Here is a 15,050-nt window from a genome sequence, read left to right as displayed (position 1 = left end):
CCCGATGGCGATCCGTATCGCATCGGACCGCCTGACCGCCGAGATATCCCAGGACGGCGCCGAGCTGCAGCGGCTGACCGACGCCTCCGGCCGCGATTATCTGTGGGACGGCGATCCCGCCTATTGGGCCGGGCGCGCGCCGATCCTGTTTCCGATCGTCGGCATGTTGAACGGCGATCGCTTCCACTGGCAGGGGCGGGACTATAGCCTGCCGCGTCACGGCTTTGCCCGACGCCGACGCTTCGCAATTGTCGAAGAGCGCGGCGATTGCGTCGTCCTTCGCCTGGAATCCGACGCGGCAACCCGCGCGGCATGGCCCTTCGATTTCTGCCTCGACATGATCTTCGCGATCAGCGGCGCGACCCTGACAATGACCGCGCGCGTCGCCAATCGCGGCGGCGATCCGATGCCGGCATCGTTCGGCTTCCATCCCGCGTTGCGCTGGCCGCTGCCCGGTGCATCATCGAAAGCCGGGCATTTCGTGCAGTTCGACAAGCCCGAGCTGGCGGCGATCAGGCGGCTCGATGCGGAAGGCCTGCTCGATCCGCGACCACGGCCGACCACGGTCGATGGCCGGCTGCTCGCGCTCGACGATAGCCTCTTCGCCGAAGACGCTATGATCTTCGACCAGCTCGAGAGCCGCTCGCTGGTCTATCAGGGGCCGGGCAGCGCGCCGGTCGCCATCGAATTCCAGGACATGCCGCATCTCGGCCTGTGGATGAAGCCGGGAGCAGGTTATCTCTGCATCGAACCCTGGCAAGGCCACAGCGATCCGGCCGGATTCGACGGAACTCTCGGCGAAAAACCGGGCATGGTGACGATTGCGCCGGGCACCAGCCGCAGTTTCACGACGGCGATCCGGATCGGATGAGCTGACCAGCCGGCGTGCGCGATCGGAACCAGGGGGCCGGAAAGAGCTCGACCCGGCGATCCATCTGGATTGCCGGGCCTCTCAAGCCACCTCGAAGGTGGGGGCGATTCCCCTGCGCCCCCGATAAGCCAACGCAACCACTCTAACGCCATGCAACGTTGCTTCGGTGATAGGATGGTTAATCCCGACGCGCAGTGATCCGCGTCACAGCGGCATGCGCTTGACCTCCGCTGCCTGCAGACCCACATTCGGCGCATGGAAAAACTCGATCTCACCGACGCCGAATGGCGCGAGCGGCTCACGCCGGAACAATATCAGGTGCTGCGCCAGGCCGGCACCGAGCGCGCCTTCACCGGCAAATATTGGAACAACCATGACGACGGCACCTATCGCTGCGCCGGCTGTGGGACCGAGCTGTTCGCGAGCGACAGCAAATATGATTCCGGTTGCGGCTGGCCCAGCTTCACCGCGCCGGCCGACGAGCAGATGGTGACCGAACATCGCGACGTCAGCCATGGCATGGTGCGTATCGAAGTGCGGTGCGCGCGCTGCGAAGGCCATCTTGGCCATGTCTTCCCCGACGGCCCAGGACCGCAGGGACTCCGCTACTGCATCAACTCGGCGTCGATCGACTTCGACGGAAGCGAATAAAGCCGCGCAGATCTCAGGGGTCGCGCCCCAGCCAGTAGAGTTCCCGGCCATGAGCGCGCAGCCAGGCGCGTTCGGCGGCGGGGTCGCGCCCGAGCAGGCGGTGGACCGCCGCATGGAACGCGCGGCTATGGTCCATGTGCAGCCGGTGCGCCACCTCGTGCGCGACAGTCGCTTCGAGCACGGCGGGCGGGGCGAGGATCAGGCGCCAACTGTAGCGGATGTCGCCATTGGCCGAGCAGCTTCCCCAGCGCGCGCGCGGATCGCCGATCGATACACGGCCGATGTCGACCCCGGCCAACGCCGCGAAACGCAGGGTCTCAGCCTCCAGCCGTTCTAACGCCTGGGTGCGCAGCCAACGCGTGACTCGGGCGCAGAGCAGATCGGCCGGGCGGGGCACGACAAGGCTGTTTCCCACACGCCGCACGATCCGGCCCCGATCGGCAAGCTCGATGCGCAGCGGCTCGCCCGCGACCTCGATCGTCATGCCATCCTCGATCGGCCGCGCCTCCGGCAGAGCGACCAGCGCCGCCTCGATCCAGCCGCGCTTGCTCTCCACCCATTTGAGCGCGGCGCGCAGCGAAGCCCGGCTGGGCATGACCAGGCGGACGCCGCCGTCGCGCGGATCGACGCTCAGCCGCATCGCCTGCGCCTGCGCCATGCGCCGCACGACCAGCGGCCGGCTGCGGCCACCGGCTTCGAATATCAGATCGGCCTCGGCCGCTTTTCGCGAGAAAATCATGATCGGGGCGTTGCCCGGCTGGACTCGATCCCGTTCCGATTGAATCCGATCGAGTCCAGCTTTCCTTTGATTGCCGTGATTTCCGAGTCGTCGGGTGATTCCATCTGACTTGAGATCACTCTAGAGATCACGGTCGACCAGATGATGTTCGAGATCGCCGGCCTCGTCTTCCGACACGGTCCAGCCGCGCACCGACATCCCGGCGCGATGCACCGACTCCGGATCCCCACTGACCAGCGGGTGCCAGTCGGCAAGCGGCTTGCCCTCGTCGATCAGCCGATAGGCGCAGCTGGCGGGCAGCCAGTCGATTTCCGACAGAACCTTTGGCGTCAGTCGCACGCATTCCGGGACGAAGGTCCGGCGATGCTTATAGTCCTTGCATAGGCCGCTGCGGCGATCGAGCAGCCGGCAGGCGACATTGGTGGCCATCAGCTCGCCTGTTTCGTCGTCCTCGAGTTTGTGGAGGCAGCATTTGCCGCAGCCGTCGCACAGCGATTCCCATTCGGCGCGACTCATCTGGTCGAGCCGCTTGGTTTCCCAGAACGGCTTTGCCTCGACCATTATCTCGCCCAGCGCTCGATGTCTGAAACCACGGTGTCGGCGTCCTTGTCCTGCGTGATCAGGGCGATGGGCTCGCCCGTCGGTCCGAACAGCATCGCCTGGCGCGAATGATCCATCAGATAACCCGACGCACCGGCGGCCGGCTCCTGCTTCTTATAGTAGATGGCGTAGCGCTTGGCGACGTCGGCGATCTGCGCCTCGCTGCCAGTCAGACCGATCAGCCTCGGGTGGAAGGCACGAACGAACTGCTTGAGCACGGCGGGGGTATCACGAGCGGGATCGATGGTGATGAAGATCGGCTGGATCCGGGCCGCGAGCTCGGGCTTGTCGGCCTCGATCTTGCGAAAGCCCTTCATCAGCGTCTGGACATCGACGGGACAGACATCGGGGCAGAAGGTATAGCCGAAATAGATCAGCCGGTACTTGCCGACGAAATCGCTTTCGCGGACCTTCCGCCCGTCCTGATCGGTCAGGGTGAACGGCCCACCGATCTTCGCGCCTGCCAGCGGCGGACTCTCGGGCGAGCCGCCGCAGCCGGTCAGCAACAGCGGAGACGCGGCCATCAGCAGCGCGGCCCAGGCGGCGAGGCGTGGATTGTTCATGGTGCGGCCAGCCATGCTTTGCTATTGGCCCTTTCGCAAGGGCGTTGATAACAGGGACATGACAGACACTATGGTCCGCCGTCACATCCATATGGTGCTGGCCGCCGCAGCGTTGGCGATCGCCTCGACGCCTGCCGCAGCGCAGTTTTCCGACAGCTATAATTTCCTCAAGGCGGTTCGCGACGCCGATGGCGAGAAGGCCACGAAGGCGCTCAACGGCAATGGCGCGACGATCATCAACACGCGCGATTATCAGACCGGCGAGACGGCATTGGCCATCACCATCAAGCGCCGCGACATGAACTGGTCGAACTTCCTGCTGAGCAAGGGCGCCAATCCCAACGTCCGGGACGGCCAAGGCAACACACCGCTTCACGCCGCCGCGCTGCTCGGCTTCAACGAGGGCGCCGAACTGTTGCTCGGGCGGGGCGCGCAGGTCAACATCGCCAACAACAGCGGCGAGACTCCGCTGATCATCGCGGTTCAGCAGCGCAACGTGGCGCTTGTCCGCTTGCTTCTCGCCAACGGCGCCAATCCCAAACTGGCCGATCGCATCGCCGGCAAAACCGCGCGCGACTATGCCAGCGACGACCCGCGCAGCGCCGCCGTGCTCAAGGTGATCGACGAGTCCAAGGTCGAGGTGAAGCCGAAGCCGAAGATGTCAGGGCCCGGACTCTAACCCCGGGCGATAACCCTGCCGTCATGCTGAACCTGCCGCAAAGTGGATGCTGAAATCAATTTAGCATGACGGGGTTCGAGGAATCGCGCCGTCCTCAGACGCAGCTCTCCGGAAATGGATCGAGGTCGCCCCACAGCCGCCGCGCGGCGCGGCGGGCGAAGCGCAGCGTTTCGGCCTTGCGGCGCGATCCGGAGAGCGGGCGGTGCTGCGGCTCGCGGATCACCGCCGCGTCGTAGCGGTCGGCGACGATCAGGCCGCAGCAGCCCGGCCGAAATGGCTCGGTCTCGAACGGCGCCAGGTCGAATCCGCCCGGCACCGCCCAGAAGAAGCGATCGCAATAGTCGAGATAGTCTGGCCATTTGCCGTCACCGAGCAGATCGGCGCGCGAGACCTTGATCTCCACGATGGTGATGCAGCCGCGGGCGTCGATCGCCATGATGTCGGCACGCCGGCCATTGCCGAGCGGCACTTCAGGCAACGGAGTCATCTCGGCCCGCAGGAACAGCCGCGCGACGCCCCGCACCACGTCCGCGGCGATCAGGGGTTCGAACGACTCGGGGGCGGCGGCCATCGAAGCACCCTAGAACAGGACGAGAACGATTTCCACATCCCCGCGCAGCCTCGCCAGACAGCATCAGTTCGAGAGGAGCAGATCGCTTGCGATCCGCTCGGCCAGCGGGTGATCGAGTTCGACCACCCACAGGTCGGGATCGGACTTCCGCCGCCGCGCGATATAGTCGCCGGCTGCAGCCGGATCAGCCGGGCCAACCGTCTCGAGACCATAGCCGCCCTCGAACCGCCAGGTCCGCTCGGCGATCCGGATGAGCATGCCGCGGTCGGCCAGCAGCAGCAGCAGGGCACCGGCGATCGCATCGCCTTTCGCGATCACCATCGCCGATCCCCCTTCGGACTCGACCCGCCGGATCAGCGCCGAGACGAGCAGCCCCGATGCGGGCCGCGGCTCGATCATTTTCGGGCGTAGCCGGGGAGGGTGGCGAGCGGGATGCGCGAGCGCATGAAGGTGCCGGTGCCGCGCGCGATCTCCTCGCCATCGGCGTCGATCAGCGCCGCTTCGGCGACGAGCACGCGGCGACGGCCGTTGATCCAGCGGCCTTCGGCGGTGATCGGGCCCGCACCCATCGGCCGGGTCAGCAGCAGGTTGAAAGCAGTCGTCAGCAGGAAGAAGTCGTTGACCAGGCTGTTGGCCGCATAGAAGGCGGCGTCATCGAGCATCTTGAAATAGGTAGTGCCGTGCGCCGCTCCGGCAGCATGGAAATGACCCGGCTCGACGGTGAAGTGGATTCGTGATTGTCCCTCGCCAGGAATCTCGAGGCGCGACTGGAACATGTTGTTGATGGGCGCGGCCGCGTAGAGCGATTCCAGCGCGCGATAATGCGCTTCGGCGCCCGATGGCGCCGGCTCGGCGGGACGGTCGCCGCTCACCGTGCTTCAGGCGGCGTGGCGGGCCTCGCCGGTCGCGAACAGCGCGTAGAGGGCATCTTCCGAGCCGGCGCCGCGCAACTTGGCGACGAAGCCCTTGTCCCGCATCCGCCGACTGACCCGGGCAAGTGCCTTGAGATGCTCGACGCCGGCGTCAACCGGTGAGAGCAGGAGAAATACGAGATCGACCGGAAGGTCGTCGATGGCTGCAAAGTCGATCGGGTTGGCGAGTCGCGCGAACAGGCCGACGACTCGATCCAATCCTTCGATCTTGCCATGGGGAATGGCGATGCCGCCGCCGAATCCCGTCGAGCCCAGCCGCTCGCGTTCCACCAGCCGATCGACGATGGCACGCGCATCGGTACCCACCAGCTTCGAAGCGATCGTCGCAAGCTGCTGGAACAGAGCCTTTTTATTGGGAACGGCGATAGCGGCCTGTATCGCCTGAGGCGATAGCAGGTCGCTCAGGTCATCCATCGATTTGCTGTCAGTCATTTCAACGGGATTCGCATTCCTTATCCGGCCACCCTGCTCGGCTCCACCCAGCCGATCGTGCCGTCCGTGCGCCGATACACCATATTGAAGGCGCCGGTACCAGAATTCCGGAACAGGAGCGCCGTGGTATTTCTGAGGTCGAGCATCATCACCGCGTCCGAGACACTGGCGTCCGGCACGTCGACCCGCGTCTCCGCGATGATGACCGGACTGTCGCCTTCGACCTCGTCTTCACGCGACGCCTCGAACACCGTGTAGTTCGCATTGTCGTCGATCATCTCGAGCGGCGGCGTGACCGCGGCACCGTTGCGGGATTTGAGCCGGCGCATGTAGCGGCGCAGCTGGGTTTCGATGCGATCCGCGGCCTGGTCGAAGCAGGGATGGGCGTCCATTGCGTTGCCACTGCCCTTGAGGATCACGCCCTGCATCACATGCGCGACGATATCGCACGAAAAGCCGTTGCCGTGCTGACCGCGGCCGAAGGTCACATGCGCGGACAGACTTCGGGAGAAATATTTGTCGGCAACTGCGTGGAGCCGCTCTTCGACATGGGTTCTGAGCGCGTCGCCCGTGTTCACCTGATGTCCCGAAACGCGAATTTCCATAACAAATCTCCACTCTTGGTCAGGCGGTGGTGAAGCGGCCGGAGCCACGGCACCATCCGCACAAACACGGATCAGATAGTCAGCTCGCAGCGCCCTCCAGCCAGAGCGGCGCGTCGAGCTTCGCAACAAATGCCTTATGCCTCTCCAGTTCCTCCTCGCTTGGGTGATGGGGTCGCATCGTCCTGATCGTGCGGCGCGCCGCGACCAGCGAGGGCGTCGTGACCAGGATCGTCTCCTCGACGACAATATTGCCGATCGACAGGCCGATCTGCCGGCCGCCGGTCAGCTCGACATAAAGCTGGGCGAGTAGCTGGGCATCGAGCAGCGCGCCATGCTTGACGCGGTGGCTGCGATCGATGCCGTAGCGGCTGCACAGCGCGTCCAGGCTATGCTTCGCGCCCGGATGCGCCTTGCGGGCCAGCGCCAGCGTGTCGATCATGCGCCCGACATGGACCTCAGGATGGCCGCAGGCCTTCAGTTCCCAGTTGAGGAAGCCGAAGTCGAAGCTGGCGTTGTGCGCGACCAGCGGACTGTCGCCGATGAATTCGAGCAGCTCGAGCGCGCGCGTACCGAACAGTGGCTTGTCGCTCAGGAACCGATCCGACAGGCCATGGACCTGTTCCGCCTCGAACGGCATCGGCCGGCCGGGGTTGAAATAGGCGTGGAAAGTGCGTCCGGTCTCGACCCGGTTGACCAGTTCGACACAGCCTATCTCGACCAGCCTGTCCCCAGTGACTGGATTCAGACCGGTTGTTTCGGTGTCGAATATGATTTCGCGCATGTCTGGCAATATCGGACTCCATGCGCCTGCAAGCAAGTGATCAGATGACGAACGGCGGCGCGGGTACGTCCAATCGTCCCGCCGTTATCGATCACGAAATCGGCCCGCGCGCGCTTGACCTGGTCGGGCAGCTGCAGCGAGCGGATGTGCCGCAATTTCAACGGGTTCATTCCCGGCCGCGCGAGTACGCGTCGCGCCTGTTTCCAGGGCGGAGCGGACACGACCGCGATCGCATCGACCTGCCGCCATCCTTTTTTCTCAAACAGCAAGGGAATATCGAGCACCACCAGCGGCCGGGCGCGATGGCGGCGCAGGAACAGCCGCCGCGACTCGGCGAGCACCGGGTGGATGATGCGTTCGAGCCGGTGCAGCGCCGCGCGGTCGCCGAGCACCGCCTTGCCGAGCACAGCCCGGTCTATCCCATGGGGGCCTGCGGTGCCGGGAAAGGCGGCCTCAATCGTAGCGACCAACTGCCCGCCGCGGCCCTGCAGCCGATGCACTTCGGCATCCGCATCATAGACCGGTACGCCCGCCCGGGCGAACATCGCCGCCACGGTGGACTTGCCCATGCCGATCGAACCGGTGAGACCCAATATGATCATGCCAGCAGCTTCGCCCGCAACATGTCATCGGCGTCGCGCGGGGCGGGCGTCCCGAAGAACAGGGCGAATGCAGCTGCCGCCTGGCCGATCAGCATGTGCAGCCCGTCGATGGTGCGCAACCCGCGCGCGCGCGCCTCGGCCAGCAGCGGCGTCTCCAGCGGCGCATAGACGATGTCATAGACGACCGAGCCGGGCGGGACATGGCTGAAGTCCAGCAGCAACGGCGGCTGGCCGGCCATGCCGAGCGACGTGGCGTTGACGACAAGATCGAGCATCCCCTCGCGATCGTCCCAGGGAAAGTCGGTCGGGGTGGCAAAATGGTCGAGCGAAGCCATCAGCCGCTCGTCGGGCTCGAAGCTCTCGCGCAGCCTGCGCACCTGATCGATGTTGCGGGCGGCAACGACGATGGTGAAGCCGTAATCGTGGAGCGCGAGGCAGATCGCCTTGGCGGCACCACCGGCACCGAAGATTCGCGCCATGCGAAACAGGTGGTTCTGCCGGAGCAGCGGCTGCAGCGGCTCGAGAAATCCCGCATAATCGGTATTATAGCCGACGAGCTTTCCGTCTTCACGCCGCACCGTGTTGACCGCGCCGATCCGCTCGGCGGCGGGGTCGAGCCGGTCGAGCAGAGCGATCACCGCCTGTTTGTGGGGGATGGTGACGTTGCAGCCGCGCCAGAGCGGATCGCTCCGCCGCTGTTCGAAATAGCTCTCAAGCTGTTCGGACCGGATATGAGACGCACGATATTCCGCAGCGATACCAGCACGTTCGAGCCAATGCTTGTGGATGATAGGCGATTTGCTGTGGCTGATCGGATCGCCGATCACTTCGGCATATGGCTTGGCGGCCGCCATGATCGGCAGGTCGAGCTGCTGGCTCATGACGATAACACCCCCCGGATGCGCAGATAATCGAGCAGCGGCAGCAGCGGCAAACCGAGGATGGTGAAATGGCTGCCCTCGATCCTCGCGAACAGTTGCGCGCCGGGGCCCTCGATCCGGTACCCACCGACGCAGCCGCCGATCTCGGGCCATTCGAGGTCGAGATAGGAGTCGATGAAGGCGTCGCTTAGCGGCCTGACATGCATCGCGGCCATGTCGACATGCCGCCACACCGCCGTGCCTCCCTGGCAGATCACCGCAGCGCTATAGAGCCGGTGCCGCTGCCCGCTGATCGCGCGCAACAGCGCCCGCTGCTCATCGCGGCTTTCGGCCTTGTCGAGCATGGTGCCGTCGTCGAGCGCGACTGTGGTGTCGCAGCCGAGCACCAATTCGGCCGGATGGCGGCGCGACAATTTGGTCGCCTTCAGTTCGGCGAGCGCGTCGGCGAGATTGCGGGCGCCGACGCCTTCGGCGCGCAGCGATGCCTTCATCGCGTCCTCATCGACGCCGGCGGCCATCGCCTGGTGCGGGACCCTGGCGGCATCGAGCATCGCGCGGCGAGAGGCGGATTGCGAAGCAAGGATCATCATGTCGCCTTGCCGCGGCCACCGTCATTCCCGCGCATGCGGGAGGATGACGAAGAAGAACAGGTGGAGACCCGCAGATACATCATGGGCCCGGATCGCCCTGCGGCGAGCGCTCGTTGACGAGGTTGATGATCGCCGCGGCGGTTTCCTCGATCGAGCGCCTGGTAACGTCGATCACCGGCCAACCCTGGTCCGAGAAGATACGGCGGGCAAAGGTAAGCTCGGCGACCACCGCTTCCTGGTCGACATAGGCGGTTTCCGGCGACTGGTTGAGCGTCAGCAGCCGGTTGCGGCGGATCTGGATCAACCGGTCGGGACTGGTTGTCAGGCCGACGATCAGCGGGTGGACCAGCCGGTAGAGCGCCGGCGGTGGCGGCGATTCCACCACCAGCGGCACATTGGCGACCTTGTAGCCGCGATTGGCGAGATAGATCGAGGTCGGGGTCTTCGACGACCGCGACACGCCGGTCAGGATGACATCCGCCTCCTCCCAGTCTTCGCCACCGATGCCGTCGTCATGGGCGATCGTATATTGGATCGCTTCGACCCGGGCATAATAAGCCGCGTCGAGGATATGCTGGCGGCCCGGCCGGGCGAGCGCTTCCTGGCCCAGCAGCTGCGACAGCGCGTCGATCACCGGGTCGAGCGCCGACACGATCGGCAGGCCAAGCGCATGGCAGCGCGTCTCAAGCCTTTTGCGGATGTCGTTGTTGACCAGGGTGAAAATGACCAGTCCGGGACGCTGGGCTATTTCGAGCATGATCCGATCGAGGTGGCCCTGGCTGCGGACCATCGGCCAGAAATGCTTTATGGTCTCGACGCCGTCGAACTGGGCGAGCCCGGCTTTGGCGATATTCTCCAGAGTCTCACCGGTCGAGTCCGACAGAAGGTGGAGATGAAGCCGGATCATCGGCCGGCCCGCCGGCACGTCGTTGCCTGGTCGGAAACCGCTGTGCAACTTGTGTTCGTTACAGGGACGACTCTGTGGAAAACCATGGGGATGGGGCTAGCGGAACCACGGGGGCGCTTTCAAGCGGCGCTTTCATCCCCATCGCTAGCATTTCCTCCGACATATCATCCACAGTGGAGCGAATCGCCCAGCTAGCTGTGGATAATGGGCATGGGCGGCCGAGACTCGGTACAGTCCTTTGGTTTCACCCGAGTCAAGCTGTTGGCAATCGAAGCAACTGTGAATAAACCCCGGCTCGCGCCTGCCTACTACCTCTTCAGACTCTCTCTTAATATTCTATATAAGGAAGAAGATGGCTGCTCTGTTCGTCGAATCGCGCCCCTTGCTATCCGTGCTCAAGGGCGAAAAGCAGGAGCGGCCGCCAATCTGGCTGATGCGCCAGGCGGGTCGTTATCTGCCCGAATATCGCGCGCTCCGGGCAGAGAAGGGTGGCTTCCTCGAGCTGGCCTATGACAGCGATGCCGCGTCGGAGATAACGCTACAGCCGATCCGCCGGTTCGGTTTCGACGGCGCGATCCTGTTCTCCGATATCCTCGTCATCCCGCATGCCCTGGGCCAGGATCTGCGGTTCGAGGCCGGCGAGGGGCCTCGCCTCTCGCCGACCCTCGTCGACCGCACCCTGGCGACGCTGGCCCCTGCGCCCCAGCGGCTGCTGCCGATCTACGATACGGTGCGCAAGGTCCGCGCTTCGCTGCCCGCCGAGACGACCTTCCTGGGCTTTGCGGGCAGTCCCTGGACGGTGGCGACCTATATGGTGGCGGGGCAGGGCAGCAAGGAACAGGCCGAGACCCGGCGGATGGCCTATCGCGATCCGGTCGCGTTCGGCGCGATCATCGATGCGCTGGTCGATGCCACTGCCGATTATCTCGGCAAGCAGATCGAAGCGGGCGTCGATGCGGTCCAGCTGTTCGACAGCTGGTCGGGAAGCCTTGCTCCGCGCGAGTTCGAGCGCTGGGTGATCGCGCCCACCGTCGAGCTGGTGAAGCGCCTCCATGCACGGCATCCCGGGGTTCCGGTGATCGGCTTTCCCAAGGGGGCGGGCGGCAAGCTGCCAGCCTATGCGCGCGAAACCGGTGTGGACGCGATCGGGCTCGACGAAACCGTCGATCCACGCTGGGCCCACGCCAACCTTCCCGAACGGCTGCCAGTGCAGGGCAACCTCGATCCGCTATCGCTGATTGCCGGCGGTACAGCGCTCGACGAGGCGGTCGACGCGATCATGGGGGCTTTCCCAGGGCGGCCGCATGTGTTCAACCTTGGCCATGGAATCCTGCTCGACACTCCGATCGCCCATGTCGAACAGCTGCTTGCGCGCGTGCGGGGCTGATCGATGAGCGGGCTCGCAACAGGCTTCCTGGGCAATGCCTATCCCTGGGTGAAGGCCGCGCACCTGATCTTTGTGATCTTCTGGATGGCCGGGCTGTTCATGCTGCCGCGATTCTTCATCTATCATCAGGCTTCAACACCCGGATCGACGGAAGATCGCGCCTGGATCGAGCGCGAGCGACGGCTGCGGTCGATCATCATCAATCCGGCGATGATATTGGTCTGGCTGTTCGGGCTGACGCTCGCCTTCGATCAGGACCTGTGGAGCGTGCGCTGGTTCCAGGCCAAATTTCTCGCGGTTTTCCTGCTGAGCGGCTATCATGGCTGGGCGGTCGGCTATGGCCGCCGGATGGCCGCAGGGTATCGCGCACCCTCCGACGGACCACTGCGGCTGATGAACGAGATCCCCGGAATCGCCACCGCCGTCATCGTCATCCTCGTGATCGTGAGGCCGTTCTGATGCCGCTCCCGCCATCCACCCTGAAGTGGTTCGCCATAGCCGCCCTGTTCGCCGGATCGGCAGCCCAGGCCGAGGAGCAGGAGCCGATCCTGCGCTGTCTCACTGCAACGTCTTCGCTTGCCTCGAGCAGCGACAAGGGCATTGCCCAGATCGGCGTGCTCAACAGCCTGTACTGGCTCGGCCGGCTCGATCCCACGCTCAGCGAGGCGGTGATCGAAAAGCGCATCGCGGCGATCTCGGCGAGCATGACCAAGGAATCTCTCCAGACCGAAGTCGGCCGCTGCGGCCGGGAGCTCGCCGAGCGTGGCGCGATGATGGAGCGGATCGGCAAGAGACTGAAGGACCAGGCGGCTCGGCGCGACACACGCTAGACTTTTTCTGGCCAGGAAGACTATCGGTTCGGCGCTGCTTGAACAGCGTTCATCCTCCGTTGCCGGCTTGACTTGATCGCGGCTGCCGCCTAATCCGCATCGTAGAACAGGCCTGCCGTTCGTGCTGGGTACCTTTCTCCCTTTCCGTTGTCAGATAGCGCGCTTCACGCCCGCTCCCGTTCTTCCGAACCAGCCGGTCAAGCACCCAGGAACTCCGTAGATGCATTTGAAGGACCTCAAGAAGAAAAGCCCCGCCGATCTGGTCAGCATGGCTGAGGAGCTCGGGGTCGAGGGTGCATCGACGATGCGCAAGCAGGACCTGATGTTCGCGATCCTCAAGGTCGAGGCGGAAAATGGCGAGCAGATCATGGGCGAGGGCACGATCGAGGTGCTGCCCGACGGCTTCGGCTTCCTGCGGTCACCTGAGGCCAATTATCTGGCCGGTCCCGACGACATCTATGTTTCGCCCAACCAGGTCCGCAAATTCGGCCTGCGCACTGGCGATACCGTCGAAGGCGAGGTCCGCGGCCCCAAGGATGGCGAGCGCTATTTCGCGCTCACCAGGCTGATCTCGATCAACTTCGACGATCCCGACGTGGTTCGTCACCGCGTGAATTTCGACAATCTTACGCCGCTTTATCCGGAGCAGAAGCTCAACCTCGATACGCTCGATCCGACCGTCAAGGACAAGTCTGCCCGGGTGATCGACATCATCTCGCCGCAGGGCAAGGGCCAGCGCGCGCTGATCGTCGCGCCGCCGCGGGTCGGCAAGACCGTGCTTCTCCAGAACATGGCGAAGGCGATTACCGACAACCATCCCGAAGTGTTCCTGATCGTGCTGCTGATCGACGAGCGGCCCGAGGAAGTCACCGACATGCAACGCTCGGTGAAGGGCGAGGTGATCTCCTCGACCTTCGACGAACCCGCCCAGCGCCACGTCCAGGTCGCCGAGATGGTGATCGAGAAGGCCAAGCGCCTTGTCGAGCACAAGAAGGATGTGGTGATCCTGCTCGATTCGATCACCCGCCTTGGCCGGGCCTACAACACGGTGGTGCCGTCGTCGGGCAAGGTGCTGACCGGCGGCGTCGACGCCAATGCGCTGCAGCGGCCTAAGCGTTTCTTCGGCGCTGCGCGCAACATCGAGGAGGGCGGCTCGCTCTCGATCATCGCAACCGCGCTGATCGACACCGGCAGCCGCATGGACGAGGTGATCTTCGAGGAGTTCAAGGGCACCGGCAATTCCGAGATCGTGCTCGATCGCAAGGTAGCCGACAAGCGCATCTTCCCGGCGATGGACGTGGGCAAGTCCGGCACCCGCAAGGAAGAGCTGCTCGTCGACAAGGGCAAGCTCAGCAAGATGTGGGTGTTGCGCCGTATCCTCATGCAGATGGGCACGATCGACGCGATGGAGTTCCTGCTCGACAAGATGAAGGACTCCAAGAGCAACGAGGATTTCTTCGACTCGATGAACCAGTAACCGCGAGGAGCGGGGTGTTTGGCTTCCGGATCGATCGTTTCGATCGGCACGGCCAATATCGGCTATGTTCTATCGGTGGGGCGCTGTTCCTTATCGCGATGCTCTACGAGAAGGCTTTCACGCGTTCGAGGCGCTGGCGAAGCTTCGCGGCTGGCTTGCCTCGGTCGTGTGTAGCTTTGACGCTACCGTAACAGGCTCGACATGAGCGCTCCTTAGGCTAGGGACAGCACATGCTCGAGCTCTGGAACCACATCGCCGCCGATTTCGCCAATATTGGCAGTCCCTCCGCACTTTCGGCCTTTTTCCAGGTGCTGATGATCGACGTGATGCTAGCCGGCGACAATGCGATCGTCGTTGGGGCGCTTGCGGCGGGCTTGCCGGCCGAGCAGCGCCGCAAGGTCATTCTGATCGGTATCATCGCGGCGCTCGTCCTGCGTATCATCTTCGCCGTGAGTGTGAGCCTGCTGATGAACATCGTCGGGCTGGTATTTGCCGGTGGCCTGCTGTTGCTGTGGGTCGCCTGGCGGATGTTCCGCGAATTGCGTCACGCCGGGGCTGCCGAGGGCGACGACCAGGCCGAGCATGACGGCATCCCGCAGAGCAGGAGTTTCGTCTCGGCTGCCTGGGCAGTGGCGCTCGCCGATGTTTCGATGAGCCTAGACAACGTGCTCGCCGTGGCGGGTGCGGCGCGCGCGCATCCGGGCATTTTGGTGATAGGCCTGCTGCTTTCGGTAGCGCTGATGGGCATCGCGGCCAATCTGATCGCCCGCTATATCGAGCGCTATCGCTGGATCGCCTATGTCGGCCTGGCGGTGATTCTCTATGTCGCCGTGAAGATGATCTGGGAAGGCGCCGTCCCGCTGCTGTCGATGGCCGGCTGAGTGCGCCGGCGCGGCTTTTCACAAGCTTTGAGCGCGCGGTTTGATCGGCGCAGTTCTGCGGCGGCGCGGAA

The 15,050-nt window shown here is 64.4% G+C and carries 21 protein-coding genes; 8 read left to right on the top strand and 13 right to left on the bottom strand.

Annotation, left to right across the window (positions count from 1 at the left end):
* The first annotated feature begins 4 nt into the window (after positions 1-4).
* Positions 5-871: an aldose 1-epimerase family protein gene (locus tag AAC645_RS16055; protein WP_340317485.1), complete on the top strand. Its 867-nt coding sequence runs from the start codon at positions 5-7 to the stop codon at positions 869-871.
* Positions 872-1,126: 255 nt separating this feature from the next.
* Positions 1,127-1,522, top strand: a complete 396-nt coding sequence (msrB, locus tag AAC645_RS16050; protein WP_340317483.1) for a peptide-methionine (R)-S-oxide reductase MsrB — start codon at positions 1,127-1,129, stop codon at positions 1,520-1,522.
* 13 nt (positions 1,523-1,535) lie between these two features.
* On the opposite strand, the gene AAC645_RS16045 is transcribed toward msrB, so the two are convergent.
* The 3 genes from AAC645_RS16045 to AAC645_RS16035 form a co-directional block, all read right to left on the bottom strand.
* On the bottom strand, positions 1,536-2,261 hold the full coding sequence (locus tag AAC645_RS16045; protein ID WP_340317481.1) for a M48 family metallopeptidase: 726 nt from the start codon (positions 2,259-2,261) through the stop codon (positions 1,536-1,538).
* A 120-nt stretch (positions 2,262-2,381) separates the two neighbouring features.
* Positions 2,382-2,822 (bottom strand): YcgN family cysteine cluster protein, encoded by a 441-nt coding sequence (locus AAC645_RS16040; RefSeq protein ID WP_340317479.1) that lies wholly within the window; start codon positions 2,820-2,822, stop codon positions 2,382-2,384.
* Positions 2,822-3,439 carry an SCO family protein gene (locus AAC645_RS16035; protein ID WP_340317477.1) on the bottom strand — a complete coding sequence of 206 codons (618 nt, stop codon included), beginning with the start codon at positions 3,437-3,439 and terminating at the stop codon, positions 2,822-2,824. The genes AAC645_RS16040 and AAC645_RS16035 overlap by 1 nt, the downstream gene beginning before the upstream one ends.
* A gap of 43 nt (positions 3,440-3,482) precedes the next feature.
* On the opposite strand from AAC645_RS16035, the gene AAC645_RS16030 reads away from it, so the two are divergent.
* On the top strand, positions 3,483-4,103 hold the full coding sequence (locus tag AAC645_RS16030; protein WP_340317475.1) for an ankyrin repeat domain-containing protein: 621 nt from the start codon (positions 3,483-3,485) through the stop codon (positions 4,101-4,103).
* Positions 4,104-4,197: 94 nt separating this feature from the next.
* On the opposite strand, the gene AAC645_RS16025 is transcribed toward AAC645_RS16030, so the two are convergent.
* The 10 genes from AAC645_RS16025 to AAC645_RS15980 all read right to left on the bottom strand — a co-directional run bounded on the left by AAC645_RS16025 (position 4,198) and on the right by AAC645_RS15980 (position 10,404).
* The gene (locus AAC645_RS16025) at positions 4,198-4,674 is read right to left on the bottom strand and encodes an MmcB family DNA repair protein (RefSeq protein ID WP_340317473.1); all 477 of its coding nucleotides are present in this window, start codon (positions 4,672-4,674) and stop codon (positions 4,198-4,200) included.
* A gap of 63 nt (positions 4,675-4,737) precedes the next feature.
* Positions 4,738-5,073, bottom strand: a complete 336-nt coding sequence (locus AAC645_RS16020; RefSeq protein ID WP_340317472.1) for a DUF1491 family protein — start codon at positions 5,071-5,073, stop codon at positions 4,738-4,740.
* Complete coding sequence (locus AAC645_RS16015; RefSeq protein ID WP_340317471.1) at positions 5,070-5,546, bottom strand: PaaI family thioesterase; 477 nt, start codon at positions 5,544-5,546, stop codon at positions 5,070-5,072. Before AAC645_RS16015 ends, AAC645_RS16020 begins: the two co-directional genes overlap by 4 nt.
* 6 nt (positions 5,547-5,552) lie before the next feature.
* Positions 5,553-6,038, bottom strand: coding sequence for a PTS IIA-like nitrogen regulatory protein PtsN (gene ptsN / locus AAC645_RS16010; protein WP_340317470.1), 486 nt, complete (start codon positions 6,036-6,038; stop codon positions 5,553-5,555).
* A 20-nt stretch (positions 6,039-6,058) separates the two neighbouring features.
* Positions 6,059-6,643 (bottom strand): ribosome hibernation-promoting factor, HPF/YfiA family, encoded by a 585-nt coding sequence (gene hpf, locus AAC645_RS16005; RefSeq protein WP_340317469.1) that lies wholly within the window; start codon positions 6,641-6,643, stop codon positions 6,059-6,061.
* 79 nt (positions 6,644-6,722) lie between these two features.
* On the bottom strand, positions 6,723-7,424 hold the full coding sequence (gene dnaQ, locus AAC645_RS16000; RefSeq protein ID WP_340317467.1) for a DNA polymerase III subunit epsilon: 702 nt from the start codon (positions 7,422-7,424) through the stop codon (positions 6,723-6,725).
* A complete protein-coding gene (gene coaE / locus AAC645_RS15995) occupies positions 7,385-8,026 on the bottom strand; it encodes a dephospho-CoA kinase (protein WP_340317465.1) in 642 nt (213 codons plus the stop codon). The genes dnaQ and coaE overlap by 40 nt, the downstream gene beginning before the upstream one ends.
* Complete coding sequence (gene aroE, locus AAC645_RS15990; RefSeq protein ID WP_340317463.1) at positions 8,023-8,907, bottom strand: shikimate dehydrogenase; 885 nt, start codon at positions 8,905-8,907, stop codon at positions 8,023-8,025. The genes coaE and aroE overlap by 4 nt, the downstream gene beginning before the upstream one ends.
* Positions 8,904-9,497: a Maf family protein gene (locus AAC645_RS15985; protein ID WP_340317462.1), complete on the bottom strand. Its 594-nt coding sequence runs from the start codon at positions 9,495-9,497 to the stop codon at positions 8,904-8,906. Before AAC645_RS15985 ends, aroE begins: the two co-directional genes overlap by 4 nt.
* A 79-nt stretch (positions 9,498-9,576) precedes the next feature.
* Positions 9,577-10,404: a pyruvate, water dikinase regulatory protein gene (locus AAC645_RS15980; protein WP_340317461.1), complete on the bottom strand. Its 828-nt coding sequence runs from the start codon at positions 10,402-10,404 to the stop codon at positions 9,577-9,579.
* 352 nt (positions 10,405-10,756) lie between these two features.
* On the opposite strand from AAC645_RS15980, the gene hemE reads away from it, so the two are divergent.
* The 5 genes from hemE (at position 10,757) to AAC645_RS15955 (ending at position 14,979) form a co-directional block, all read left to right on the top strand.
* On the top strand, positions 10,757-11,791 hold the full coding sequence (gene hemE / locus AAC645_RS15975; protein ID WP_340317459.1) for a uroporphyrinogen decarboxylase: 1,035 nt from the start codon (positions 10,757-10,759) through the stop codon (positions 11,789-11,791).
* A gap of 3 nt (positions 11,792-11,794) precedes the next feature.
* Positions 11,795-12,250 (top strand): CopD family protein, encoded by a 456-nt coding sequence (locus AAC645_RS15970; RefSeq protein ID WP_340317458.1) that lies wholly within the window; start codon positions 11,795-11,797, stop codon positions 12,248-12,250.
* Positions 12,250-12,621, top strand: a complete 372-nt coding sequence (locus AAC645_RS15965) for a hypothetical protein (RefSeq protein ID WP_340317457.1) — start codon at positions 12,250-12,252, stop codon at positions 12,619-12,621. The genes AAC645_RS15970 and AAC645_RS15965 overlap by 1 nt, the downstream gene beginning before the upstream one ends.
* A 220-nt stretch (positions 12,622-12,841) precedes the next feature.
* Positions 12,842-14,098: a transcription termination factor Rho gene (rho, locus tag AAC645_RS15960; RefSeq protein ID WP_340317456.1), complete on the top strand. Its 1,257-nt coding sequence runs from the start codon at positions 12,842-12,844 to the stop codon at positions 14,096-14,098.
* Positions 14,099-14,328: 230 nt separating this feature from the next.
* Positions 14,329-14,979 carry a TerC family protein gene (locus AAC645_RS15955; protein WP_340317454.1) on the top strand — a complete coding sequence of 217 codons (651 nt, stop codon included), beginning with the start codon at positions 14,329-14,331 and terminating at the stop codon, positions 14,977-14,979.
* Positions 14,980-15,050: the final 71 nt, after the last annotated feature.

The sequence above is a fragment of the Rhizorhabdus argentea genome, from assembly GCF_037861105.1.
Lineage (GTDB): Bacteria > Pseudomonadota > Alphaproteobacteria > Sphingomonadales > Sphingomonadaceae > Rhizorhabdus > Rhizorhabdus argentea.
Note: the sequence above shows the minus strand (reverse complement) of the source record. Positions and strands in the feature narration are given on the sequence as shown.